Genomic DNA, 25612 nt, shown 5'->3' with positions numbered 1-25612 from the left:
CAATCTTTATAATTTTAAAAAATGAACCACTTTTCTATAGTAAGAACACTTTGAAATGGCTGCCTAGCTTCCTTTTTAATGAATATCTACTAGATTTATGAAGCTTGATAGAAAGATAGTTTTTAAAAAAAGTTTAGAAATTAAATATGGGAAAATGAAAAATAACATTTTCCCACATTTCCATCTCAGGCAATGTATCGTGAGTGGCTTTCAATGGCAAGTAGCTATGCTGTGACTGTGTGAAAGAAGAGAAGTTAAAGGATTTTAAACTGGGGGATTCCGGGGGCGGAACCTTGTACTGCCCCAAACGTTTTTAAAAACTTTCATTCAACTAAATCTTGTGTAATTGATAATTCTTTTCTTCATCGTTATTTATTCTTATGATCCCATCTTCACTTTGCATAAAGTAATATGCAATTTTATTTTCACCACGATACCAGCTTTTTTTAAGAGTTTATAGAAAATCTAATGTTGGGTGTTTTTTATAATTGTTTCCTTTACGAGACATGCTTTGCACAATGCCTTGACCCAAGCATGTGCCAACATTGTTTCATTTGATAATGCCATTCATGATCTGAATATGCAGCAGTAGCTGATGGGCCTTTGGTAAGCACTCTAAAGCTGTTCAAATTTCTATAAATTAGAATCTTGAGATTCAAGTTTCATTATTTCAATTGGATATTCATTAATTACTCCACCTTGATCGACTTAGATTATTTTCAACTTTCATTTAGACCATATAAATAATTTATAGTTTTGAATTTTTAAAAACGATATTTATTAAAACATTAATTTACCAATACTTATTTTATCGAACTGTATTTAATACACCTAGACGACACAAAATCTATCTTATATTCACCGTTTACGCGCAGTAACCACTGGCTGATAAAAGCCCGATTCCTCTGGCATGTGCCACCTGACATCAGTGAATCCACTGGAAATTAGAATTGTGCTAAGCTCTTGTCGTTTAAGGGCACGATAATTTGTTGAAAAATGTTTTGTTTCCCACTGATTGTTAATGTCTTGAATCATAAATTGATTTACAGTATACGTTTTTGAGTTATCTTGCCAATCCCACACCTGAAATGTTATCCGTTTCCCGTTATCAAAGACACTTGGCTGAGTGGCACGCGGTTTATCTTGTAATAGCGCGTCATAGTCCCTTATTGAAATAACCAATAAGCCGTCTTGGCGTAATTTTGAATACATATTCTGGCCGGCTAATTGTAGATCATCGTCAGATTGAAGGTGGGGAATGGCGTTATCAACTGATATAACAACATCAAATTCTCCGGATACATCCTCCTTCAAGGAACGAAAATCAGCAACACCAAAGGTAATTTTGACCCCGCGTGACTCGGACTCTTGTTCAGCCCTCTTAATTGAAGCAGGGCTTATGTCAGTTGCTGTAACTATATACCCCTTTTTTGCTAATCCTATCGCTTGTGTACCTATGCCACAGGAGCAGTCTAGGAGTGAGATTGGACAGTTATTTAAATGAGGTAGGTTATCTTTTATTAACCGATTCAAAATCTTACTTTGACGTACTATCGCACCGTCCCAATCGAAGTAAATAAGGTGGTAATCTTCTGAAAAGTCATCATAAAACTTAATCACTGATTCTTTCACAATGCACCTCCGGAATGTCATTAAAGGAACTATTCAAAAACTGATCAAGTGCAATTAACATCAACAAGTATAGTAATACCTTTATGACCCCATTGTTCCAAGTATAATGATTAATTCGGTACGAGTTTCATATTTCCTGCCTTATTCATCAAAGCTCCATTAGTATACTGCAGATCGGGATCGGATCTCTTCAAACAGTTAATATTTGACTACTCTTGGAGGTCGAGTAGTTACTAAAATTACTATATAAAAAATTTAAATATGGATTGAATTGATTTTATAATTCTAATACTAATTTATATCTTGATTTATAAAGTTAAATCGAGATTAAGTCCGCAAAATATCCTACATTTTAACATCCTTATACCCCGGTTATATCTGGTCTCCGTATTATACTTAACAATCATAAAGAAACATCAAACTCATTATTAACATGTATTTCTTATTTGTATCCGTAATGTTAAAAATCATAACTTTTATAATAATTGATTATGTCGATTGGATTCATTGTCCTTCTGCCCAATTCACGAAACACCTCATGCATTTACAAAGGAAACTGCTGATTTAATACAACAATAAATACAGAGCAAACATTAAGCCCTGAAGCAAGGGTAAAATTAAATGAGTTTTTGCTTCTTGTTGCAGATAAAAGTAATTGATCTTTATATCCTATTGCAATGAATAATGTTATGATACTAGTTAATATCAACAAGCATCGACCAACCGTATTAAAATTAACTCACCATAGACATGCTCTCACTTGACGGTTTTATCAGCTAAAAGAGTGGGGCTTTTTTATTTTTACGTTAATACTTATAAAATATAAAAGATAAGGAGACATCAGAAAATTGTTATATAAAGCGAATGATATTCCAATAGACGGGGGTGTATTTTGGATTGAATTAAGTGGGATGAATATTGAAATCTTTTATAATATATATGAAAACTATACACTTGCAACTGCCAGTTACTACTATTGGGACGAGGATAGTATTGTAGGTATGGAAACAGAACCTATAAGAAGATCGAATTTGACAAACTGTTTAAGAAGCTCTGTTAAAGGGGCTGTAAATAATTTATTTATTGAGATGAAAAAACAGAAATTATCTGTTTGGCATTCACAAAGTAAGCCCGAATTATAAAAAATAAGCGTACCTATCCGGTACACATCACAAATAGCCGTATGACCCGATTTTTTCAATCGAAATACGGCTTACTTCAATTATTTGCTACATTCTGCTTTAATCATTTTTGACCAAGGCAGGTATTGATCTAAAATTTCTGGGTTCTGGTTAATACCGGCGTTCGGAAGATCCGTCAAAAGTTTCTTTATGTATTCATAAAAATCAACGCCGTTACTTTTGGCCGTTTCTGCAATACTCAAACATATGGCGTTCGCTCTCGCACCGGCTTCACTAACACTAAACAACCAGTTTTTTCTACCTAAAACATTGGGGCGAATGGCGTTTTCAGCTGGATTATTATCGATTTCAATGCGCCCATCATTCAAGAACGCCTTAAGTCCATTTACTCTATTCAGGGTATATTCAGCTGCCTTGCCAAGGGCGTTTTTTCCGTAGAACGGTGATGTTTCAACCCAATCAAGGAATTTTTCTACAATTGGCTTCGAGTATTTCTGGCGTTTTTTTCTTCGCTTACTTGGAGACAAATGTTTGAATTTCCTTTCCAGACGATATAAATCATCACAATAGCTCACGCCAATGCGACCATTTTTACTGTCAGCTTTTAGCCAATAACGGCGAACATGCGCCCAACAATTTGCGAAGGTAACGCCTTCCAACTTACCATAAGCAGAATAACCATCGCAAACAATCGTTCCAGAATAGCCTTCTATGAAACTTTCAAGTACGGAGCGAGCCCGTGATAATGCGCTTTGAAACAGGGTGATTATTGGTCCTTGGCTTGGCACACTTCGATACACCCAATTGTAGGCATTGGCTTGACCAGATTTCCCATCGGACCGGTTAATAATTTGGCCATATGTTTCATCGACATGCAAAATCGATTTATCCATCATCAAATGCTTCATTCGTAGGTAAATCGGTAATAGCCAATCCAGCGATGCACGAATGACCCAATTTGAAAGGTTCTTATCATTGGTATTAAGACCATAACGATCCCATTCCTTTACCTGACGGTAAAGTGGTAAGTATTGTGAAAATTTATCATATATTACTTTGGCCAGTACGCTAGGACTGGCAATACTCCTTTGAATAGCTGGATGTGGTGCTTTGCCACGTTTAATTTGCGCTTTTTGAAATGAATCTCCTTTGCACTTAGTACATTCATATGCGTGTTCAACGTGTTGAACTTTCTTCATCTTTGCAGGAATAAATTCCGCTTCTTCGCGAACGATTGTAGTGCCGATTTCGATCATTTGCCCATGGCAACAGTCACAAAGAGTATTTTCCGGATGATGATGAAATGCTTCTACTTCGACATCACTCCGCAATGAATCATTTCGTTTTTTCTTTTGAATCTTTCGTACAACAGCATAAGAAATTGTCTGTTGGCTTTGTTCATCTGTGTGCTCAGATTCGCTAAAAGTCGGATCATCGTCAAATAAGGACGCTTGTCCGTCCGGTGAGTTATATTTTATTTTTTCAGTTTTGGATCCATATAAAAGCTTAGTTAAATGGCGAACTTGCTCGGTTAACGCTTCAATCTGTTTTGATAACTCTTTGTTTTGTTGATTCGAATGAGCCAATTGCTCTTCGAGCAGCCGAATTAATTTCTCGTATTGATTTTCATTCGTAGAAGAAGCGTTCGTCACATTATTCACCACATTCGTTCAGTTTTGTTCTTTTTATTATAACTAGTTCGAACGATGGAATAAAGATAAAGTTAGTAGTTTTAAGGAATTTAGAACACTCCTTTTGATGAAGGTTGAATCGCTTTCGGCTGCTGAATGGATAATCCTTCAAGGAGCCAGCGTAGCTCCTGTTGAGAAAGATTGCGTACTTCTTTCTCATTTTTTGGCCATTGCAGTTTACCGTTATCTAAACGTTTATAAAGCATGGCGAAGCCATCACCATCGAAATACAAACATTTATAGCGATCTTTACTCCATCCTGCAAATAAAAAAATGGAATCCCCATATGGATCAAGTTCGAAAGAATCTTGAATAAGTGTTGCCAGGCCATCAATTCCTTTTCTCATATCCGTTTTACCACAAATGATATAAATGTTTTTCACGCTTGTATAATCCTGTTTCATCGATCTTTCAACTCCCTCATGATGGTTTGGATGATGTGCACATCTACGCCGTTGAAGAAGGTAATTTCAGTATTGCCAGTTTTGATCCTGCAAGTAGGATTGGAGTATGGGGCTACTGGAACAGTTGCGGGGTTATTTTCCTTCTGTTTATGTAATGTAACGGGGACAATGGTAAGTTTTTGTTGCGGCATATGAAAAGCACCTCCATTTAAATTGATATTTTAATACTACTGGAGGTGCGGATCTATTTATATGCGTTGTTTGAATTCGGGCTTACTTCACAAAATCCAAAAATCGAACAAATGGCTATTATCAACTTCTTTGGTCCAGGACATAGTAATATATAAAAATTCCTAGAATCGAATGGATTCTAGGAATTCTTTTGTCTTTTCATATAAATCTACTATTCAATTATACCTTCCTCAGATAAACGACAGCTTCCTCTGCAATTTCTTGCATTTTTCGCCTGTAAATCATTATCGTTTACTAAAAAAATTATATTTTATTTCTGTAACCTCATATAAAGCTACTTCTGTACATCTTAAGTATTCCTCATTAAAAACTGCCAGATTGAACTCTTCCTTGTCCATCGTGCTCTGGTATTTTACTCCTTTCTTTCCTTCACTTTTAATCAGGTCACAAATATATTGTGAAGGCAGATAACCTATATTAGGGTCATTTCCTTTCAATGGTGTTCCAACCTCATTTGATATATGTGTTAAATACTCTTTATTAATGGCATGAGATACATGATCATATCCTAGTAGTGGACTAAATTTATCTAATTGAGTTAGATCAATCACTTCAATATCTTTCAAAAGTTCAAACTTGGCAATTGAGACATTATCGTGGATGCCTGCTCTGATTTCTTTAATCGCAGTTTCCAATCCACTTGCCAAATATAAACAACTTATTCCCAACGGATTAACCCTTCCACTTGAGGCCTTTCCTTTTGGAGGGGCTCCCATACATTTTTGAGGGAAAGGAGTAGCTCTTTGATTTGAGAGCCTAGCTCTGTAAAACATTTCTCCACGTCTAAAAGTAGTTGAAGCATACTCAATTATTCTCGCAAAAACTTCCGAATTAAATGATTTAATATGAAAACGGTTTTGATTTTTAATTTCCTCCGTAAATCCCTGCCAATTATAATTTCTTAATATTGAGTTTTTTTCTTTGAATTCTTTATCATACATTTGAACAATGCCAATAGGTTCATCAAAAATTTCAGGGGTTTGTTCATATCTTTTTTTACAAATTTCCGTGATTATTTTGTAGACTTTTGGACTACCGACATTAAATAGGTTCCACCTAGAATTAAGTTCATCTTTCAAAAGTGAAAATTCAGCTCTATATTCTTTCATCTCTTCAGACATTTTAGAAATAGGAGTATAGATATCTATTAACTCATTGAAATATGAAATGAGGTTATCGTTTCTATCAATATCATAAATGTATGTATCTTCATGTAAACAAACCTCACAACTCCCCCTAATATTTAGAGACGTTATGATCGCAATTATTTCACTATCTTTAAAACAATCAACGCAACAAATCATTGAAAAAGCTTCCTATCAATATACTGACTCATTAATTCAAGATGATGCATTACAGATAATTTTTTTACTGTTCCTAAGCCCGGATACGTTTCATTTTCATAATGTTTTATGAATTGCCGTAAACCTTCTGTATCTATCTCCCTGTTTGCTGTCCATTTTTTCAAATAAGTAACAGCCTCATAAAACTTATTTGCCGGATCACTGATATCATCATTTGTATCGGAAACAAAACTAATAACATTTAGGTATTCATCCTCATTAAAATAGACTATATGGATAGCAACCGCATATGGTGCAAATCCGGCTTCATCAAATCTATTTCCAATTATTGAATAGTCGCTAAAGCCTTTATAGCTTTCCGATTGATAAAATAAATGATCAGCGGAAAAAAATACATCTTTATCTTTATAATCAACATTTCTTTCTTCTTTTGGAAATCTATCCATTAATAACACTTTTTCAGAAGGTACACTTCTCCTAAATAATGTATCGTCTGGAATCACTGTGATACTTGGATATACATCTTTAAAAATTGTCTTGAATTTTGATAAATGGCTTGCCTCTGAATTTATTACCAATAACTCACTTAAAGATACTCCTGCACCAATCAATCTATTAATCTCATAATCTGAATTAGTATTCATTATATGTCCTTTTATAATATATTCGTTGGATAGAAGTTTCCTGAATTCTTCATCCTCCTCAACTGTAGTTTTACTAATTTGCGGATTGAGTATAAGAACGATCTTTCTTTCTTTCTCTATAAAACGATTCAATGTAATTTTCAGAGTAGATGTTAATTTTACCGGTTCAATTATAGGAACTACATTATCATTAATCAAGTCATTTTCAACCAGTTCACGAATCGCAATTAATTCAAATTGCTTTCCCCTTAAATATGGAAAATACATGTTATATCCCCCTATATTGGATTAAAAAGTTGGATAATTCTTTGTATCTCTTTTGAAGTGTTTTTGAGAAGTAAAAAATATATCGTAATTCATAGGGAACGTACCTCATATAATTTACCACATCAACTTTATTCCTTTTTTTCAGTTCCCTTATAAATAACTTGTACAAAATTTCTATTTCTATTTTTTCGAATAAAGCAAAACATTCACGATAATAATTGACTGGGGTCGCTTGAGGTAAAGAACCAAAATTATCTGTTATGATGTTTTCAAATTCATACTTACGTAAAATATTGAACATCACCTTTTTCTCTAAAAGAGAATAATCTGAAGAAGCTTTTTTCTTTTCGCTTAAACAGTTTCGTTTATTAAGGATAATCAGACCAACATTACTATTAGATAAAATTTTCTTTGCTTTCTGTTCATTAGATTCACTCGTAACTAAATATACAGTTGTAAATGCTTTATAATAATCATTAAGTTGTTGTTCTAGCCTTTCAAATGAATCCAACTCGGTCTTTATTTCGTATACAATAGCTTTACCATTTATCATTATAAAGTCGGCAATAGAACTGTTTATTGGGAGTTCTGTTAATGCAGTGGTAGTGTTTAAACTATGCCTACCTATCAAAAGTTTATTAAAAAGAGTGTTCTTATAAAAGTATTCGTTTCTGTAGTTTTTCTTTATAAAGTTATACATACTTTGTATTACTGTTTGATTGCAATAAAGTTCAGATGAATCTAAATATCTGCTAGCACAGGCTTCAAATACTGAGCATGATCCAGTAGTTATCAATTTGCTTATAGTTGCTTGGGAAAAAAAGCGATTTAATATTAAATTATTACTCAAGATTACCACCTTTTCAAATGGTTTTATTTTACTTAGTATATCAGTTATACAGTAACTAATACAGTGGTTTAGAATTACACATTGGCGTACATCTCTTAAATTATATTAAGTATTTTTAAGACAATATGCATTAGCAAAGTTAGTTAATTTCAATTTTGATCACTTTTATTAATATAATATTAGACAGATTCAATAGGACATTTCTTACTCCAATGGACTTATTCACAGAATCGTAAATTTTGGTATGTGTAAAACTTCGCCATTACCATCAACCTTTACTTTGGTTGTCCTTCTGTTCTTCATTAACATTCCGTACAGAAGGACAACTAAATAAGTAGTTTTTTTACCTGTCCCCTTTTTTCTCTCTTCACGCTAATTTCTTAATTATCACTTCTCATAATCCTTCCTACTTACATACCTATATTGCTTCCTAGCCGGGTCCCTTTCAATCCCGTGCCCTTTCAATTTATTACTTGAATTAAGTGACTCACCGTTTGTTCTATTAACCATGATGTTTTTATACTTAAGTGCTCTATTTACCTTCCGCTCAAAACTGTTATAACTACTTTCCACCGCTATATCACTGCCATCGTGAAATATTACCGTTACTGTCTTGTCACTTAACGCGTAATAATCCGCGATATGATCAATTGAGATCCAAATATGGTCTTCGTGCATGATAGATTTAACTGGAAACCAATAGATGCCAAGTTTCCCGCTTATTTTCACTGGTGGCATACTTATTTTCCCTAGTGCACTTTTTGCTCCAGCAATAGCTCCTTGAAGACTGTGCCCATAATACTCGATGCTTTTTTTAACAATCGTAAGAGGGCTTGCCTTAACTGAATAGATATCCTCACCTTCAAATACTAAAGAACATAAGCTTCCAAACTCATCGTATTGATTTAAAATCACCTTTGCGTCCGTATTAATTACATAATCATTCCTAACTTCCATTTCCGTTCCTCCTTTTTTTCTTGGTTCTTTCTTTTTTCTTAAAAAGGAGTATACTGATAGTGTTGGTATACTCCAACGCAAAAACCCTTGGATTTGGTCCATCACGACTTACAATCCAAGGGTTTTTATATGTATTAACGATCACACTTGCCTCACCTCCCTTGCGTCTGTAACCATTCTGCCAATCTTTCAATATTCCTCTTGTTTTTGTTTAAATAAAAGTATTTATACGCTCCTCTCCTCGTTCCTTCAAAGCTCGTCCAAACTGGATTGCCTCGGCTCCAATCTACTCCATTCAGTCGTTTCATTCTTGAGATAATCGTAGACTTTCTTTCTTCATATGATAATTTGTCCGTATTAGTAAGCGCATACAATGCTACCGCTGTTAAAAGTGGAAAGCTTGCCAGCATTGATTCCTCATAATCACCAATTGAAGCAACTGGGTATAATTCAAACAACTCCTTAAACCATGTGTGAACAAGATCTAAATACTGATCTATATGTAATGATAGATCACCAGTATTCATTTTATGCCCATCATATATTCTACCTGTTAGAAATAAGCCAATGATTTGTCTTAATTGCGACAATGATAAGAAATTTTTATTGGCAGGCCGCACCACAGCTCGTTTTTCCATCTCAACTCCTGCTAAACGAAGCATCGTGTTATTTTGCAAAACTCCATTTGTAATAATATTAATCTCATCCCGAGAATCAAACGCAATTCTTTTAGATAACGCTACCTTTTTTCCTTTAGTATTAAAATCAACATACATTTGATCAGCTTCTTTTTCAGACATCCCTTCAAAAATTTGCACGGCAACTTCAGTTTTGCTTAACATCTCTAATAATTTTGCAGCATTTTTCACTTCTATTTCATCATCACTATTAATAGATTTTAAACTTATTCCATAAAGCTGAGTAAATGCTCTTATTCTCTGAGTTCCGTCAATAATGAATAAAGTATCTGATGAATCTCCTACATTTCTATGCGCAACAATTGGCGGAAAGTAGATGCGTTCATCATAGGCATTTTCCAATATGTAACGTCTAATCTGCCTTACTTGGAGTTTATTGATTTCTCGAAGTTTCAATTTGTCTTCTGTATACAATTTTTCTAGTTTTTCAATAGTATAACTTGTAATCAATTGATGTTTTTGAATGAAAAGTTTAGTCATTACCTTCACCCTTTATCTTCTTTATAAAGGCCAAAGCTGTATTTTGGATGGCGGTCGTTGATGAATGATGGGCAATTTTTCCAGTCGCGGGGTTATACATATGTGCAAATAAGGGGTCATGGTGCTTCCAGCTACAATGCTTTTTCAGAGATGCAAGCATTCTTATCGCTTCTTTGTGTGAGATTGAATATTGCCTAATGAGAATAAATACTGTGTAGGCAAGCGCAATTTGAATTCCAGATAATCCTGTTACATATTTATTTCGATCTGACATATTCCTTGGAAATAGCTTTTTCCAAGCTAGAAAGAAAGCTCTCGATATGTCAGGAACCTCATTTTGTTTACATCCTCGAAAATACGGATCTCCGGACTTAACGGCTAATATACCTTCAAACAATGCAATGAGACATTTACGCATGATGCTCAATGAAGTAATGGCTGAATTTTGATTAGTTAACCTGGATCGTTTTTGTTCTATTTCCATTTCTTTAACAAGGCTCTCTGCAACTTGTCTGGTAAGCTCTGTATATTGATCCCGATAATCATATTGCATAACCAGGCCTATATGAGCTTCTTTCCTCTCCGTATTGATATCCGTGAAAAGTTGTCTTTCCTCATGCTGCTCCAAATCCAAATAGATTTGCATAGATACTGGATACGATTTAAGCATATTTATTTGATTCTGTAATTCTATTGCTTTTTCATACTGCCCTAATTCTTCGCTCCCCTCTTTTAACGATTTTAGATAACCGATCGCACTTGAAATGGCTGATTGTCTATGCTGTCCATCAAGTATGTAAAGTTTACTACCTGGTTCAAACTCAAAACCATCATGTGCAGCTATAATCCCATTCCGTGCCGAAAAGATAAATGGTGAAAAATAAAACATTTGCTTATTTTCAAGGGATTTCAGAATAAACTCCCTAATTTCTATTCTTCGATTTGGATCTATTTTTCTTTGTACCTCTTGATCCACCTCAAACATTGCCTCGAGCATCGAATATGGCATTTGGGTTGCCAATACCCTTTTTTCAAACTGCATGAAGGCCGTTCCATTTATTTTTGTGACCATCCCTGCGTTATTCATACTTTGTACTCACCTACCTTTGAACTAGATTATACACAATTAAATTTATTTGTCTAATTATTTTAAATTATTTTTATTTCTTGTTATTCGTTTGTCTTCTTTTTTCTTGAATCTTGTAATATAGTGCAAAACTGATATAATAATACATTTTGCAACTTCTATATTTATGTTTTTCATTACAATAAGATTTATAATTTATCCCTTGTATATAAAAAAAGTGACTTCAAATTTTATTTTTCAACCTATTTCGACTTTTTCCCTTTTGTATAAAATTAATTGTTGCTCTTTCAAAATTTGTGAATATTATTTTTTTCACAACTCAACTTTTCCCTTAATCTTTCACAATATAGATGGGAACTATCATCCTTACCCTTCCGCATTAACTTCAATAAACTAAAAAAAATGCCCAGTTTTCTGAGCATTTAATATTAATACTGCGTATTTAGTTACTTAGCATCTACTTTTGATAAGCTACTTTTCCCTATTTTTCAATGCTGCCTTGGTCGATATTAATACGTATTTTCTGAATGGCTCCTGCTCGCCATTTTTTAACTGCCGAAAGGGACACTCCTTCCTTTTTTGCAATTTCCTGAACGCTTAATCCTAAGTAGAACGTGTCAATCACCCACTTTTCCTGCCTTGCGGTTAGCCCTTTACAGTATGAATACAACTGCTCCAATTCCAATGCTGGCTTGCCATTTTCATCGATAGACATCTCCCAAAAAGATTCATCTGGATACACGTATCGATCCTCATCCTTGTTCGCTTTCGTCATCTTTGTTTGCATTCGTCCTTTTATATACGAATATGCATATGTTGAAAACTTTCCTTTTTCTACATCAAAACGCTGGTAGGCTTCCCACAAAGCAATTAATCCTGTTTGATAAAATTCATCCTTATTTTTAAAAATTCCTAATGATTTCATAACATGATAAATCATCCGCTCATGCGATATGATAACCTCTTCAAAGTATTCCCTTTCCATTCTGTTGCCTTCCTGGAAAGCGCGCTTTCTTTTATATTCTCGAGTACCTTAAAGATAGTTCGATAAAGTAATCCAAGCGAATGAATACTTTTTTAAAAATAAAATTTTTTTACATAAAAGTTCTCAAAAACATCTTTTTTTTGTCATTTCACCAAGGGGATATTTGAAAAATTCTAAGATTTAAAATACCAAAATTCTAGCTTTTTCGGAGAACCGACTGTTATAGCTCCTATTTTAGTTGTGTCCACTAAAAAAAGTGCCAGCCTTCACGTATGAAGACTGGCATTTTTATGTTTTACAATCCCAAGCTGAATTATTTTTCACACTCAGAACAGTTACCTCTGCAAAAAATTGCTTCTGTATTAAGTCAATAAGTTATGTAACAGTCCTAACCTGATCCAAAGCTATTTTTTACGAAAATACAATCAAAATAACATATCTACGCTATCGAGATTCCTGTTTGACTATTTCCAATAAACCCACCTTCAAATGTGTTGGTTTTTTGCAAAATAAAGTGATTTTCTTTAATTTCAATATCAATTGGATATTTTATTTTACCTTTAAGAGTTACTAGAAGAGAAGGCCAATTTAAATTAAAGCCGCTAATATCTTCTTCACTTAGATTATACTTGGTCAAACTTTTTTTGAAATCATCATTCGATACATCTTCGAATTTAAGCATTAACTCAATTCCATCAGCAGGAGCTGATATATTAATGCTCCTACCACTAGGGACAGCTTCCAAGTCTTTAATTGAATTACTGAGTTCCCAATCATTATCTACAATTTTAAAGATTGAAGTACCATCTTTCCCAGGTATATCCATATTCAATAGCATAACCCCTGATTCCGATTTTTTTACCCATATCAATGGTTTTCGTTGAATCTCAAGAAATATCGGTGTTTTAATAGTTGTCATTCCACCTGTACGAAGAATAATATCTCTACGCATCCATTCAATACGCCCTTTTACACTTTTCCCTTTTAGAAAAGGGTTCTTTTTAAAACTCTTTAATTGATCATTTGTATATGTTCCAATGTCAGCATACTTGTGATGTGCCAAGCAAAGAGCAATCATACCTTCAGGATTATGAGTACCGCCCTCGTGATAAGGAGGATCAAAATGATGATAAGATAAGTATGGGCTTCCACATCCATGGATAGGACACCCATAAAATACTTCTTGCCTTAAGCCTTGTCTTACTTCAATTGGAATATATCTACTCAAAATAACCTCTCCCTTATTTTAAATTTCAATATGATAACCTCCTACTAAATTACCTTTTAGTAGCTTAGTATGTTTATAATTCGCAATGAATCGCCATTTTCCAAACCGCAGTTCGATATAAAAAGGCAATAACTTCTTCATCCACTATGAGCCATAGAATTTTTCGCTTTACAGTATTATTCTTAATAAAAATAAAGATTCCATTCTCCAACATTATTAACATATACAAAGATAGAATGCCACATCCTAACGATACAAACGATCCCTTTTCCTGTATGCATTAAAAATGTCAATATACTCGCAAGCAATAAACTAATCCCATATACCCATTACTATTTAACTGTTTTTTTCTTACAATTACATACACAATATGGTAATATTTATTAAATATGTAAAAGAGGGGTGAATTTTGTCTATTTTTAAAAATTTATGTCATTAAATGAAAAGGAATGGTTTGTAATAATTGTGGAAATCAGCAAGAATCGGGGAAGTTCTGCGGAAAATGCGGAGCAAATCTATTAGATACTGTAGATCAGCTCCAGAACAAAAAATTAATAGTAATCCAGCTTTAGAGGAGACGGCAGCAGCTATTGAAACTGCACAGCCGAGCCAAGCACAACCAATACAACAAAACAAGCATGTAGAGACAGTTAAAAACACTTCGAAGTTGTATTGGGATTATTTTAAGCAGTACATAAAAAAGCCATCGCAAATATTCGCCAATCAGCAGCAAGAATCTCTAAATGGGACAATATCAGTCATTATATTTGCCGCTTTAATCGCCATCATATTTTTTAACCTAGCAAATACGATATCAAAAATAGTATCCGATGCATCCTATGGTATATCGGATATGTTAGTAGGCGGAACAATGTTCTTCCCGGTGTTTACTAAAGCATTTTTCTTAACCATTTTATCGCTCGCAATCGTAACAATTTCAATTTATACAATCAATAAATTATTCGGTTCAGGCAACAGCAATAAAGAGATCATTGCCGTTTACGGAACTATGCTCACGCCTCTCATCATATTAGAAGTTGTGGCTTTATTACTTATATTACTAGATTCATTTTTCGTTGGTATCTTTATACTAAGTATTATCTTTACTTTATCGTTATCCATCATACCTTACTATATTTTAAGTACATATTTGAGCAAAAAGACTACTCGGTTAGACTCCTTTTATGGAATCGGTGCTTACTATGTGATGAGTAGTCTCCTATTTTTTATTTACTCCATCATTTTCTTAACGCAATTGTTTAAAGGATTGATAGGGGTAATTGAGGATATTACTAGATTCTTTTAATGCATCTTCCAACGCTATATGTACCACATTGGGAAAAGTGAAAAAGATGCAATACCAGCCATAGTCTGCAAAATTTTTCTTAACAAAACAGGTATGAAACATGCTTATGTCCTAGCAGCATACATAATGATCTGCTTATAGTTAGTTAAAGTAGAAAATAGAGCCCCTTCATTGATCCTACTTAAGCCCAAGCCCCTGTGTAGATTAATCATCGTATTATATGCAATTTTATAATATCTTGTTTATCTTTGAACATTATAGTAATTTTATATTCATCTTCCTCATATGTATCAAAATTAATAGTACCAACTAGTAAAGAAATAATGTTACCTTCCATTTTTGTTTCCATATTTCCCGCATTCCCAGTAAGCAAACCATCTCTACTCTCAATTTCAATGTCAATACTAGTTAGATCTTCCTGGGATAATACTGAATCCTTGAATTCAATTTCAACCCAATTTACTTTCTTATCATCATACAATTCTGGATTGTATATGTAAGCTGCATTCCAATAATCTCCCTCACCAAAATAGATTACTTTGTCTGATACAACAGTTTGTTTAGTTGATGAACAGGCCGTTGAAATGACTACAAGAAAAATACCGAACAACGCTCTCAACTTCATTATTAAAACCCCTTTATAAGGTTATCCTATAAAGACCGCTTTCCTCTGTACAACCCCCCCAATTACTACTAATTATTTCTACATCTGATGTTCAACTAGATTATTTCAACTTTAAAAATATTCTCGCTTACAACAGATACAATAAACTTTTTATGTTTTAACATGCTAACGCATATCTACTATATATTTTTAAATATCTCTCTAAAAAACGTTTATTAAGAAAAAAGCAGGCTTGATTTAAATATAAGTTGCCACTGGAACTTACTCAGTATAAACTATTTAAGATTCGATTTTATTTTAAAACCAAACCATCAAAAAGTCTTTTTCACCGATCTGGCATCAATATATTGATGTAATGTCCTAGTGTATTCATTAATTTAAATTCGTTTTTAAGAGTATCCAAAATATTCAACTTTATAGATTATGACTTTGTTTATGCAACATTTGTATACTCAATTATAAAAAGAATAAAAGGAAGAGGAATAAATAGTATGAAGCCAATCGTCGTTGGAATTGCTGGAGGTTCGGGAAGTGGGAAAACTACTTTTAGTAATCTATTAGTCAAAGAAATTCAAGGTTCTCAAGTATATGTTATTAAAACAGATCAACATTTTAAGAAATTGCTGCCTAAAATGAAATCTCCATTGTCTAATATTGAATATGACGATTTTAATCACCCGAATGCATTGGACTATGATAAATTTTTGGAAGAATTATACGGGTGGTTAAACGCTAAGAATAAGGCCGACATTATTATCATCGAAGGAATCTTCACACTGTATTTTGAGGAAATTCGCAATTTGCTCGACCTGAAAGTATTTGTTGATTTGGATGCGGATGAACGCATGTATCGCAGAATTAAAAGAAATATGGAGAACTGGGGAGTAAGTATGGAGGAAGTGGCAACGTATTATGTGCAAGTGGCAAAACATCGAGAAATGGAATTTATCCTTCCAACTAAAAAATTCGCCGATATCATTGTTAATGGTAATAAATTGGAAGGAAATGCATTAGACATGATAAGTGGCTGGATCAAAAGCAAGTTATATCCTAAGTCAGAATAGAATGGATGATATCATTTCAATCTTAATCACTGTAAATTGCCATTTCCATTTTACGAACATAGATGGCCTGAAATCAGGACTATCATTATTAGGATAAGAAAAAATGTACGGTAGAGTTCCAAGAATTGGAACGAATACTCCTGAAATCAGCAATAAAATCGAAAACAGTTTCATAAGTCTCCTTTATATTAAGAAAACTAAGGAATATTATTACAGGACTGGTTACAAATATATGGCTATTGGTGAATCTATTATAGAGTACATTGTTTATTTAATATCGATGTCCCTACACTCATTTTTGCCTAGTGGAGATCTTAATCCAATTCAAAAAAATATCCTCGTAAAACACTGGCGTGATTACGAGGAACAACTTTTATTATGTGATTAAAGGAGCTCAGTATAAAAGCGGCAACGATCGCCTCTAACTATGGATCTGCAAAATTCGACTGGTTTTTCAGTTGAATCATAGGCGATTCGGTCTAAGAGAAGTGCTGGGAAGCCGACTTCTACTTGTAGAAGCTTGCTTTCATACTCTCTAATTAGGACAGGCTCAAAGATTTCTTTAGCTTTTATTACATAAATGCCGTATTCGTTTTGCATGAGATCGTAAAGGGAGCTTTGTTCGAGTGGCTCTCTTTTTAAACCAGGAAAGTATTGTTCTGGGACGTAGGAGGTTTCTAATATCATTGGTTCATTATCCGCGTAACGAATTCTCCTTAGCTCAATTACCGGATCTCCCTCTTCTATTTGAAGATGCTCTGCAACGCTGTATTTAGCTGATACTACTTTAAAGCTTGTAATTTCATCCCTTGGTTCAATACCGCTTTCTTTCATTATCTTGCTAAAGCTATAGAAGCCGGATAAAGATTGCTCGAATTTCGGTTTAGAAACGAAGGTTCCTTTCCCCTGAATTCTAATTAACACACCTTCTTGAACAAGGTTTTCTATTGCTTTTATCACTGTGTTTCTACTTATATTATAGTCTTTCATTAGCTGGTTTTCCGATGGAATGGCTTCTTCAGGACGCCATACACGGGATTCTATATTTTCTTTTAAAATTTCCTGAAGCTGGTAATAAAGAGGGATAACACTAGTGTTATCCAATACTTTTCCCAATACTTTTCCTTTCATAGCAAACTCCTTTTACACATTTTCATTTATCGTAAACTGGATAAGGCATCATGATTATACACTTTCGTGCTAATATCCTCAATTCATTGCTAAGGAAAGTTCATTTAATTTAATATGTAGTTCTAGAAAAATCTTCCAGACCCACCCACATATATTTACACACCAACAAAGTCTTTTTCCGCATTATACAGTTCGTCAAACATTTGTTTTATTTCATCTAAAGAGCAGACTGCAGCAGTTAAGGGATCAATTGTTAATGCATGGAAAGCCATTTCTTTATTTTTCTCCAATACCGCATTTACAGCTAGTTCAAAGAATGCCATATTACTTCTGCATAAAGCAGCCAAATGTTCAGGTAGTTTACCAAAATGAGTTGGATTGATTCCATTCGCATTAATTAAACAGGCTACTTCTACAATACCACCACTTGGCAAATTATCAATTAAGCCTGTATTGGAGACATTTCCATATATTACTTTAGGAACATTGTTGACCATTCCATCAATCACAACAGCTGCATATTCATTGCTTGTTTCTAAAGAAATTTCCTCTTCGCCTGATAGCATTCTCATAATTCTAGCATCATTTTCTTCTCGCCAAATTGGCCAATTGTTCGCATAAAATCCTGTTGCGCCATTATATCCAGCGCTGCAATGCTGTTCAATAAGATCTTGTCTTTTTCTATAGTACGGAATATATTCAGAAAAATGGCCGCTGGATTCCGAGACAAAAGCTCCCAAATATTTCATTGCATCCAAACGAACAGGATCCTTTGCAAGTAATTCCTTATCCTTGCTGATTTTTTCTTTTAATATTGGATACATATCCTGTCCCTGATAGGTAAGCTCCGTAAACCATGACATATGATTAATCCCGCCAGTTTTCCATTTCAGTTCTTCATAAGGAACTTCGAGGTACTCTGATAATTGCCTTGAAGTATTTTGAATGGAGTGGCAAAGCCCAACTACCGGAAGATCTGTTATCTTTGTTGTAGCCAATGTTACTGCAGACATTGGGTTTGTATAGTTTAAAATAGTTGCATTTGGAGCCAACTCTTCAATGTCTCTTACGATTTCAATCCAGGCAGGCAACGTTCTCAGCGTTTTAAATAATCCCCCTGGACCTAATGTATCCCCAATACACTGATTTACTCCGTATTTAAGGGGAATTTCAAACTCGTATTTCACGGTTGACAATCCTGCTACTTCAATCTGGTTAATGACAAAGTCGGAATCCTGAAGAACTTCCCTGCGATCAACTGAAGATACAACCTTCCATTTCTTCTCTGTCTTATTAATGATCTTTTCAACAAGTTCATGGGCTATTTTTAAACGTCGGGAATCTATGTCAACTAAACTTATATTACCACTTTCTATCCCTGGAATACTCAAAATATCTACAACAATATTATTAGTAAATGCGCTACCTGCGCCGATTATAGTTACTTTTATCATTTTATTTTCATTCTCCTTATTTTGAATAGATTTTATGTAGAATGGATTTCATTTCTTCCAAATTGCGGTAAAAACACTCGGTGCGCTTCAATCAATTCCCTTGCTAAACTCGTTGCAGCTTCTTCTGTATTTACCGAACCATCCAACAAAAGTGCTTCAACAAACATTGAAAAGTCGCCAGTTAAAGCTGCTTCCACGGTCAAATTAACGACAGTAATACGATTTTGCAATAAGCTATTCGGGATTTCTGGTAAATCATTTATAAATAAAGGGACAAAGCCCTTTGCAGATGCAATAGCCGGCATCTCTAACACTGCCTCATAAGGCAAACTTGGAACAGCGCCTTGATTAGGTATATTTATTGAATACATTTTTCTATCATCCGAATACAAAGAGTTTAGTATATCCACTAGCTGTTCATGCTCACCTTCAGAGCGATTGAATAAGCTTTCATTAATGCTTCCATCAACAGCTTGTTCGTGCATCCTCTCGTATACTTGATCTCCATATTCGATTACTTTTTCAAAAGAAAATGCATCCTTTCCAAGCGTCTTTCCATAGTAATGCCCTTCAGGAAAACGTTCTGGAAAAAACTCCACAACATGTCGATCTAATACAGCAGGGAATACATTATATTTTTCAAAAAACTGCCATGAAAATGGATTATCTCCATAAAAAGGTGTATCTGAATCGCTACCACCCATCTCACGGAATTGCTCTACATTAGAGTTTTCAGGAGATGTTGATAACCTCTTTTGCTTTGTCAGTTTTTCCAAAAGCATAGGTTTAGCATCTTTTCCTTTTAATCTTAAATCATATAAAAAGGTGAGATGGTTAAGTCCTACCCCGAATGTTTTAAATTCTGAAGATGATATACCAAGGAATTTTGCCAAATACTGTTCGACATGGATGACACCATGGCATAATCCGATGACAGGAATGCCTACTTCCCTCTTTATCGCCGTACAGATTGCTGTCATTGGATTCGAATAGTTGAAGAAATAAGCGTCAGGACATAGTTCTTTTACATCCCTTGCAATATCAAGCATCGTTGGAATCATCCGTAATGCTCTTGATATCCCACCGGGCATTGTCGTATCCCCTACTGGTTGATAAACTCCATACTTTCTAGGGATAAAAACGTCATTTTCCCAAGCCCTTCTACCTCCGACCGCAATCGTTGTCACTACAACGTCCGCTCCAAGCAACAATTCCCTTCTGTTTGTAGAAGAGGAGATGATAATATCGGCATTTTTACTTTCAACCATTTTCTTTGCTAATGTTGTAATAGATTGAAGAGCCTTTTCATCTATATCGACTAATGCAATTTCCCAACGCCCCATATTTTTCGAAACAATAAAATCAGTCACTAGTCCTTGCGTAAAAACGGCACTACCTGCACCAATTAAAACTATTTTCCTTCTTTCCAATATCGAAAACCTCCTATATATATTAACCTTCTAACTTGAAAGTAATAGAAATTAGATTCATAGCATTTCGTTAATTATCGAGGCACATATATCTTCGTCTGCACAATATTATTTCAAACCTGTTAAGGCCATACCTTTAATGAATTGACGTTGGAAGATCAGGAAGACAATAACTACTGGAATCATAATTAGAACACCTGCTGACATAACAACATTGTAGTTGACTGAATGCTGGCCATTAAAGAAAACCAACGCTAATGGCACTGTCATTTTGTTCGTATCATTTAATACAATCAGCGGCCATAAATAATCATTCCACGCCGCCATAAAAGTGAAAATTCCTAAAGCTGATAAAGCTGGAGTTAACTGCGGCAAAATCATACTCCAAAATGTACGGAACTCCCCGGCTCCATCAATACGTGCTGCTTCGATTAAATCATTTGGAATCGCTTCAATAAATTGTTTCGCTAAAAAGATGCCAAATCCGCTTACTAAATTTGGAATGATAATAGCAAACAGATTATTTAACAATCCCATTTTAGAAATAATCAAATAGCTTGGTATCATGACAACTTGAAATGGAACCATCATGGTTGCAAGCAGCAAAACAAAGTAAATCTTTTGACCCCGAAAACGATACTTAGCAAAAACATAACCGCCTATCGCACTTGTGAATAGCGTTACCAAAGTGATAGCCGCCGATGTAAACGTACTATTCAAAAGCCACCTCATGAAGGGGGCCTCTTGGATTACAGTTTTATAACCATCAAAAGAGATTGTTTTTGGGAATAATCCCGACGATGGGGAAATGATTTCCAGATTGCTTTTTAAAGAGGATAACACCATCCATAAATAAGGAATAAACATAATGATTGCTCCTACAGAAACAAAGAAAAAAAGAATGATATAAGGAACATCTACTTTACCTTTCATACCCTTGCCCTCCTAGTACTCCCAATTTGATTTGCCGACACGAAGTTGAATAATCGTGATGATTAAAATGATTAAAAATAGAACAGTTGCAATCGCGGAGGCATAACCCATATTAAAATACTTAAAAGCATGGTCATAAATACTTAATGCCAATACCCTCGTTTCATTCTGGGGCTCCCCATTTGTAAGTACCTGGAATTGTGGGAACATTTGGAAGTAAGACAAACTTGTCATAATGGTAATAAAAAGGGTTGTACGACTTAAAAGAGGAACCGTAATATTTCGAAACCTGTCCCACTTGCCGGCGCCATCCAGATCAGCTGCCTCATAAAACATTTCTGGTATAGCATTCAATCCTGCGATAAATATGACAATATTAAAGCCCATATCAGCCCAAAGTGTCATAATGATGACGGAATACATCGCCATTGTTGGGTCCGTCAACCAATCAACCCCTGAGAATCCTAAATTCATTAAAATCATATTGAATAGTCCTCTATCAGAATTAAAAAGGGTAGACCAAACAACTGCCGAGGCAGCTAAAGGGGCGATACATGGCAAAAAATAAAGGGTACGGAATGTATCTTGAAAGAAACGGCCTCGAATCTTACTAATTCCGATAGCAATGAATAATGTTAAAAATATATTTCCAGGAACAGCAATAATAATAAACTTAAATGTATTCCAAAAGGTTTTTTTAAACACATCATCCTGTAGCAGCTCTTTAAAGTTTTCTAGTCCAACAAAGGGAGAGTTGGCATTTAACGGATTATACTGGTATAAAGATAAAAGCAATCCCCAGACAATTGGGATCACAAAGAATATCATAAACAAAACCATAATAGGCGTTAAGGATACGAAAATAAATCGGCGTTTCTTTTTGTTTAGGCTTGAAAGTGTCTTTGACTTTCCAATCTTTCCGCTCGACATATCGATTTTAGCTTGTGCTGGCATAATATCACTCCTTTTAAAAGAAGAGGGATTACCCTCTTCTTTGTTCATTACCATTCGTTGCCATACGTTAATTCTGTTTATCTACCATATTATTAATTTCAGTTTCAATCTTTTTCAACCCATCATCAATTGAAAGTTTTTCATCCACAATTAATTGAAAATTATCATTCACTTGCTGTTTAAAGAAATCTGTATCAAAGTTACCTATAAATTTACCGTACTCTAAAATGTCCAAAGACGTCTTCATTTTAGGAAGAGCTTCTAAAAGCTCTGGATCCTCAGCCGCCGCAATATTGGCCGGTACAGTGAACGTAGTAATATTAAAGTATTTTGCTTGTTCCCTCTCCGTCATGTAATTTACAAATTTCCATGCTTCCTCTTGATGCTTGCTGGATTTTGCAACAATTTCTCCCCAACCAGTTTCAGCGGCAAAATATGGCTGACTATCTTCATAGGCAGGCATCGGGATGTAGTCAAACTCCCCTAATTCATAGTTTTCCTGCCCTTCCGCAATTGTCCAAGGTCCTCTATACGCCATTGCTGATTTTCCTGTGAAGAAAAAGTCGGAAATATCTAGATCCCCGCCAAAATCTCTAAAGTCCGTAACCTTATACTCTGTTAAAAACCTCTTCATCTCACCCATTGCCTTTGTTGCTTCAGGAGTACTGAAATCCACATGTCCATCTTCTGTTAAATACTCTCCGCCTTGTTGAAGGATAAGAGACAAGAAAAAGAATGTAATATTATCTCCACTCACAAACTCGAATCCCTTAGTTGTGATTTTATTGTTCTCGGTTTTTGTTAGTTTAATAGAAGCATCAACAAGTTCATCCCATGTTGTTGGATATTCAATTCCCGCTTCTTTAAACATATCGGGACTGGCAAGCATTCCTCCATTTTCCAAATTGTATTCTTGTGGAATCCCGTAAATCGTTCCATCCTTTGTATAAGCACCTAAAGTCGGTTCATAAAAGTCCGTCTTTAACTTATCAGCATACATATCGGGAACAGGTGAAAGATGTCCATTTGCAATATATTGCGGCGCCCAACTACCAAAAATTTGTGCGATATCAGGCGCTGCATTTCCAGCATACGCCGTCTTCAATTTTTGAACGAAAGCATCGTACGGAAAGATTTGCAGGTCAATCTCCACATCTGGATTTTCCGCTGTGTAATCCTTAATAAACTGCTTATTTGCTTTAACAAACGCAGGATTATCATGAGCCCACCATACGAGTTTCACCTTGCCGGAATCTGAGCCAGAAGACGAACTATTTGAACACGCTTGCAAAACGAAAATAGTTACTAAAGTTAAAAATAAAGCTGTCAGCCATTTTTTCTTCATATTATTTTTACCCCCTCCATCATTTTGTTTTCGATTTGATTGAAAGCACTTTCATTAAAACTTAAAAATAAGGTGATTTCGCCACCAGTAAAACTATATTTAATAGATTGCACCTGAAACCCCTTACAAGCCATCAACCAACATACCCCCTTTTTGAATCAGAATTCATTAATTTATCTGAATATACCATTTGTAGGTTAATGGGTCAACCCATTATTGATAGAAGTATTTATTTTTAAATGAATTTTAGGGAATTTTGCAAAAAAATTATTTATAATCCTAACTTTGGATATGTATGAATGACCGAGCGCTACGAACGCTCAGTCAGATTAAAAACTATATAACGCATAAAGAACGGCTGACTTAGAAATCTAAAAGGTGTACTAAAAAAAGTAACAACCCTTTATCCTTTTGTCGGACGTGGGGCGGTTACTTTTTCTATTTTTAGCATTCATTATGATCACTAGATTAGGGTTCGATTGGTACTGTGAAAAATTAAAATGTAAAGTCGGACCTCTATCTTTATATGACTAAGAATTTAGCATATTAGAATAAATAAGCACGTTTATTCCGCATCACCTTTTTATAAGGTTTCGGGAAAAACGTGCTCACTTTGATATAGCTAGTTTTTTAAGGTTCTTCTTTATTTTCAACATCTTTTTTACTGTCATCAGGTGAGTTTTCTGAGTCTGGAGGTTTGACAGGATCTGGGTCGACTGTTTCCTCCGGAGGATCAGTTGTTACAGGCGGTTTTGGATTCTCCGGCTCTTTTACATCTGGCTTTCCAGGTTTAGGATCTTCTGTTTTACCTTTATCTGAAGGAGGTTTTTTGTCAGGCTTGTCTTCCTTTGGCTTATCCTTTGGGTTTTCTATATCTGTTTTTGGTTTTTCCGTTTTCGGACTAGTCTTAGCTGGATTTGTATTCACAGGCTTAGTTTCTTTAAGTTTCGTAGTCTCAGGTTTTTTAGCTGTGTTCGGTTTATTATTGGAAACCTGTGTTCTAGGAATGTTAGTCACTTGTTTATTATTCGTCGTTGGCACATAAGTAGATTGTTGGGTATTGTTCGTAACCTTACTATCAGTGAACTCTTCTTCTTCTGTAAGGGGTTCATCAACTTGATCCATTGTTTCTTCATCAGTTACTTCATCTAGATTATCGTTATTTTTTTCTTCTGCGGCATCCTCCGTCGCTTCTAGTTCCTCATTGGAGGTCCCGTTTAACTCGACATCCGTGGTTATTTCTTGTTGTATTTCTATTTCCTTACCAACCACCACATTATCATCATTTTTAATAACTGAAACACTCTTTTTCCAATAAAGATTGCCACCCACTAAAAAAGCAATCCCTAAAGCTATAAACGATAAGACAAATACGGTGCTTTTTCTCGACATTAAACTCACCTCAAAAATATACGATACTCACTAGTTCCTTGGAATTAGCCATTTATCAACATTTCTATAAAATATACTTAATTTTGAAAATTATTCCTTCTATTATGATATAACGAATACAACATTATTGCTAGATTTTGTCAAAAAAAATATATTTTATGAAATAATTTAATAGAGTATAAAGATTTATACACTAAAACACTATTTTACCTTTCATAATCATGACTTGTGCCCAAAAGTTAGATGAGCAGCACATTCAGAAAAATTTATTTAACCAAACGCCTTGAATTTATGTATAATTTATATTTGGGCATTACCAATATTTCTCTATATATAATCAAAATTCGACAATTTCCT

General features: G+C 34.6%; 26 protein-coding genes. 4 read left to right on the top strand and 22 right to left on the bottom strand.

Annotated features, from left to right (window positions below; translation table 11 throughout):
• Nucleotides 1-858: 858 nt before the first annotated feature.
• Nucleotides 859-1632 carry a class I SAM-dependent methyltransferase gene (locus KHA96_RS12060; protein ID WP_213129527.1) on the bottom strand — a complete coding sequence of 258 codons (774 nt, stop codon included), beginning with the start codon at nt 1630-1632 and terminating at the stop codon, nt 859-861.
• Nucleotides 1633-2480: 848 nt separating this feature from the next.
• Here KHA96_RS12060 and KHA96_RS12055 point away from each other — a divergent pair.
• On the top strand, nt 2481-2774 hold the full coding sequence (locus tag KHA96_RS12055) for a hypothetical protein (RefSeq protein WP_213129526.1): 294 nt from the start codon (nt 2481-2483) through the stop codon (nt 2772-2774).
• Between the two features lie 80 nt (nt 2775-2854).
• On the opposite strand, the gene tnpC is transcribed toward KHA96_RS12055, so the two are convergent.
• From tnpC to KHA96_RS11995, 12 genes are all read right to left on the bottom strand, one after another.
• A complete protein-coding gene (gene tnpC, locus KHA96_RS12050) occupies nt 2855-4426 on the bottom strand; it encodes an IS66 family transposase (protein WP_213128674.1) in 1572 nt (523 codons plus the stop codon).
• Between the two features lie 89 nt (nt 4427-4515).
• On the bottom strand, nt 4516-4869 hold the full coding sequence (gene tnpB / locus KHA96_RS12045; RefSeq protein ID WP_213128003.1) for an IS66 family insertion sequence element accessory protein TnpB: 354 nt from the start codon (nt 4867-4869) through the stop codon (nt 4516-4518).
• Nucleotides 4866-5060: a hypothetical protein gene (locus tag KHA96_RS12040; RefSeq protein WP_213128004.1), complete on the bottom strand. Its 195-nt coding sequence runs from the start codon at nt 5058-5060 to the stop codon at nt 4866-4868. The genes tnpB and KHA96_RS12040 overlap by 4 nt, the downstream gene beginning before the upstream one ends.
• Nucleotides 5061-5345: 285 nt before the next feature.
• Complete coding sequence (locus KHA96_RS12035) at nt 5346-6425, bottom strand: RES family NAD+ phosphorylase (protein ID WP_213129525.1); 1080 nt, start codon at nt 6423-6425, stop codon at nt 5346-5348.
• Entirely contained in the window at nt 6422-7336 is a 915-nt protein-coding gene (locus KHA96_RS12030; protein ID WP_213129524.1) for a sce7725 family protein, read from the bottom strand. The genes KHA96_RS12035 and KHA96_RS12030 overlap by 4 nt, the downstream gene beginning before the upstream one ends.
• A 1-nt stretch (nt 7337) precedes the next feature.
• Nucleotides 7338-8195: a sce7726 family protein gene (locus KHA96_RS12025; RefSeq protein ID WP_349305737.1), complete on the bottom strand. Its 858-nt coding sequence runs from the start codon at nt 8193-8195 to the stop codon at nt 7338-7340.
• 378 nt (nt 8196-8573) lie between these two features.
• Complete coding sequence (locus KHA96_RS12020; protein WP_213129523.1) at nt 8574-9143, bottom strand: competence protein ComK; 570 nt, start codon at nt 9141-9143, stop codon at nt 8574-8576.
• Nucleotides 9144-9295: 152 nt separating this feature from the next.
• Entirely contained in the window at nt 9296-10321 is a 1026-nt protein-coding gene (locus KHA96_RS12015) for a DNA sulfur modification protein DndB (protein WP_213129522.1), read from the bottom strand.
• Nucleotides 10314-11408, bottom strand: coding sequence for a DNA sulfur modification protein DndB (locus KHA96_RS12010; protein WP_213129521.1), 1095 nt, complete (start codon nt 11406-11408; stop codon nt 10314-10316). The genes KHA96_RS12015 and KHA96_RS12010 overlap by 8 nt, the downstream gene beginning before the upstream one ends.
• 481 nt (nt 11409-11889) lie before the next feature.
• Nucleotides 11890-12393, bottom strand: coding sequence for a sigma-70 family RNA polymerase sigma factor (locus KHA96_RS12005; RefSeq protein ID WP_213129520.1), 504 nt, complete (start codon nt 12391-12393; stop codon nt 11890-11892).
• A 439-nt stretch (nt 12394-12832) separates the two neighbouring features.
• Complete coding sequence (locus KHA96_RS12000) at nt 12833-13621, bottom strand: HNH endonuclease (protein WP_213129519.1); 789 nt, start codon at nt 13619-13621, stop codon at nt 12833-12835.
• A gap of 73 nt (nt 13622-13694) precedes the next feature.
• Nucleotides 13695-13835: a hypothetical protein gene (locus tag KHA96_RS11995; protein ID WP_213129518.1), complete on the bottom strand. Its 141-nt coding sequence runs from the start codon at nt 13833-13835 to the stop codon at nt 13695-13697.
• Between the two features lie 249 nt (nt 13836-14084).
• Between KHA96_RS11995 and KHA96_RS11990 the strand changes: the two genes are divergently transcribed.
• Nucleotides 14085-14927 carry a Yip1 family protein gene (locus KHA96_RS11990; RefSeq protein ID WP_213129517.1) on the top strand — a complete coding sequence of 281 codons (843 nt, stop codon included), beginning with the start codon at nt 14085-14087 and terminating at the stop codon, nt 14925-14927.
• A 208-nt stretch (nt 14928-15135) separates the two neighbouring features.
• Here the strand turns inward: KHA96_RS11990 and KHA96_RS11985 are convergent, their stop codons facing one another.
• Complete coding sequence (locus KHA96_RS11985; protein WP_213129516.1) at nt 15136-15552, bottom strand: hypothetical protein; 417 nt, start codon at nt 15550-15552, stop codon at nt 15136-15138.
• Between the two features lie 491 nt (nt 15553-16043).
• On the opposite strand from KHA96_RS11985, the gene KHA96_RS11980 reads away from it, so the two are divergent.
• Entirely contained in the window at nt 16044-16616 is a 573-nt protein-coding gene (locus KHA96_RS11980; protein ID WP_213129515.1) for a uridine kinase family protein, read from the top strand.
• A 103-nt stretch (nt 16617-16719) separates the two neighbouring features.
• Nucleotides 16720-17004 carry a hypothetical protein gene (locus KHA96_RS11975; RefSeq protein ID WP_213129514.1) on the top strand — a complete coding sequence of 95 codons (285 nt, stop codon included), beginning with the start codon at nt 16720-16722 and terminating at the stop codon, nt 17002-17004.
• On the opposite strand, the gene KHA96_RS11970 is transcribed toward KHA96_RS11975, so the two are convergent.
• The 8 genes from KHA96_RS11970 to KHA96_RS11935 form a co-directional block, all read right to left on the bottom strand.
• On the bottom strand, nt 17001-17747 hold the full coding sequence (locus tag KHA96_RS11970; protein WP_213129513.1) for a GntR family transcriptional regulator: 747 nt from the start codon (nt 17745-17747) through the stop codon (nt 17001-17003). The two genes, KHA96_RS11975 and KHA96_RS11970, sit on opposite strands and share 4 nt — an antisense overlap.
• A 155-nt stretch (nt 17748-17902) precedes the next feature.
• Nucleotides 17903-19201, bottom strand: a complete 1299-nt coding sequence (gene melA / locus KHA96_RS11965) for an alpha-galactosidase (RefSeq protein ID WP_213129512.1) — start codon at nt 19199-19201, stop codon at nt 17903-17905.
• Between the two features lie 32 nt (nt 19202-19233).
• Nucleotides 19234-20631, bottom strand: a complete 1398-nt coding sequence (locus tag KHA96_RS11960; protein WP_213129511.1) for a family 4 glycosyl hydrolase — start codon at nt 20629-20631, stop codon at nt 19234-19236.
• A gap of 108 nt (nt 20632-20739) precedes the next feature.
• On the bottom strand, nt 20740-21564 hold the full coding sequence (locus KHA96_RS11955; protein WP_213129510.1) for a carbohydrate ABC transporter permease: 825 nt from the start codon (nt 21562-21564) through the stop codon (nt 20740-20742).
• Between the two features lie 12 nt (nt 21565-21576).
• The gene (locus KHA96_RS11950) at nt 21577-22518 is read right to left on the bottom strand and encodes a carbohydrate ABC transporter permease (RefSeq protein ID WP_249315478.1); all 942 of its coding nucleotides are present in this window, start codon (nt 22516-22518) and stop codon (nt 21577-21579) included.
• A 67-nt stretch (nt 22519-22585) separates the two neighbouring features.
• The gene (locus KHA96_RS11945; RefSeq protein ID WP_213129509.1) at nt 22586-23863 is read right to left on the bottom strand and encodes an ABC transporter substrate-binding protein; all 1278 of its coding nucleotides are present in this window, start codon (nt 23861-23863) and stop codon (nt 22586-22588) included.
• Entirely contained in the window at nt 23860-24000 is a 141-nt protein-coding gene (locus tag KHA96_RS11940; protein WP_213129508.1) for a hypothetical protein, read from the bottom strand. Before KHA96_RS11940 ends, KHA96_RS11945 begins: the two co-directional genes overlap by 4 nt.
• A 493-nt stretch (nt 24001-24493) precedes the next feature.
• Nucleotides 24494-25255, bottom strand: a complete 762-nt coding sequence (locus KHA96_RS11935; RefSeq protein WP_213129507.1) for a hypothetical protein — start codon at nt 25253-25255, stop codon at nt 24494-24496.
• Nucleotides 25256-25612: the final 357 nt, after the last annotated feature.

Source organism: Bacillus sp. FJAT-49711, from assembly GCF_018343715.1.
In the GTDB taxonomy this organism is placed as follows: Bacteria; Bacillota; Bacilli; order Bacillales; family Bacillaceae_C; genus Lederbergia.
The sequence above is the reverse complement of the archived record's forward strand: the minus strand, read 5'-3'. Positions and strand labels throughout refer to the sequence as shown.

Coding starts and splice junctions, on each gene's coding strand:
- tnpB (WP_213128003.1), bottom strand. CDS start 4,869: ATGAAACAGGATTATACAAGCGTGAAAAACATTTATATCATTTGTGGT.
- KHA96_RS12040 (WP_213128004.1), bottom strand. CDS start 5,060: ATGCCGCAACAAAAACTTACCATTGTCCCCGTTACATTACATAAACAG.
- KHA96_RS12035 (WP_213129525.1), bottom strand. CDS start 6,425: ATGATTTGTTGCGTTGATTGTTTTAAAGATAGTGAAATAATTGCGATC.
- KHA96_RS12030 (WP_213129524.1), bottom strand. CDS start 7,336: ATGTATTTTCCATATTTAAGGGGAAAGCAATTTGAATTAATTGCGATT.
- KHA96_RS12020 (WP_213129523.1), bottom strand. CDS start 9,143: ATGGAAGTTAGGAATGATTATGTAATTAATACGGACGCAAAGGTGATT.
- KHA96_RS12015 (WP_213129522.1), bottom strand. CDS start 10,321: ATGACTAAACTTTTCATTCAAAAACATCAATTGATTACAAGTTATACT.
- KHA96_RS12010 (WP_213129521.1), bottom strand. CDS start 11,408: ATGAATAACGCAGGGATGGTCACAAAAATAAATGGAACGGCCTTCATG.
- KHA96_RS12005 (WP_213129520.1), bottom strand. CDS start 12,393: ATGGAAAGGGAATACTTTGAAGAGGTTATCATATCGCATGAGCGGATG.
- KHA96_RS11995 (WP_213129518.1), bottom strand. CDS start 13,835: ATGTTGGAGAATGGAATCTTTATTTTTATTAAGAATAATACTGTAAAG.
- KHA96_RS11985 (WP_213129516.1), bottom strand. CDS start 15,552: ATGAAGTTGAGAGCGTTGTTCGGTATTTTTCTTGTAGTCATTTCAACG.
- KHA96_RS11980 (WP_213129515.1), top strand. CDS start 16,044: ATGAAGCCAATCGTCGTTGGAATTGCTGGAGGTTCGGGAAGTGGGAAA.
- KHA96_RS11975 (WP_213129514.1), top strand. CDS start 16,720: ATGTACGGTAGAGTTCCAAGAATTGGAACGAATACTCCTGAAATCAGC.
- KHA96_RS11970 (WP_213129513.1), bottom strand. CDS start 17,747: ATGAAAGGAAAAGTATTGGGAAAAGTATTGGATAACACTAGTGTTATC.
- melA (WP_213129512.1), bottom strand. CDS start 19,201: ATGATAAAAGTAACTATAATCGGCGCAGGTAGCGCATTTACTAATAAT.
- KHA96_RS11955 (WP_213129510.1), bottom strand. CDS start 21,564: ATGAAAGGTAAAGTAGATGTTCCTTATATCATTCTTTTTTTCTTTGTT.
- KHA96_RS11950 (WP_249315478.1), bottom strand. CDS start 22,518: ATGCCAGCACAAGCTAAAATCGATATGTCGAGCGGAAAGATTGGAAAG.
- KHA96_RS11945 (WP_213129509.1), bottom strand. CDS start 23,863: ATGAAGAAAAAATGGCTGACAGCTTTATTTTTAACTTTAGTAACTATT.
- KHA96_RS11935 (WP_213129507.1), bottom strand. CDS start 25,255: ATGTCGAGAAAAAGCACCGTATTTGTCTTATCGTTTATAGCTTTAGGG.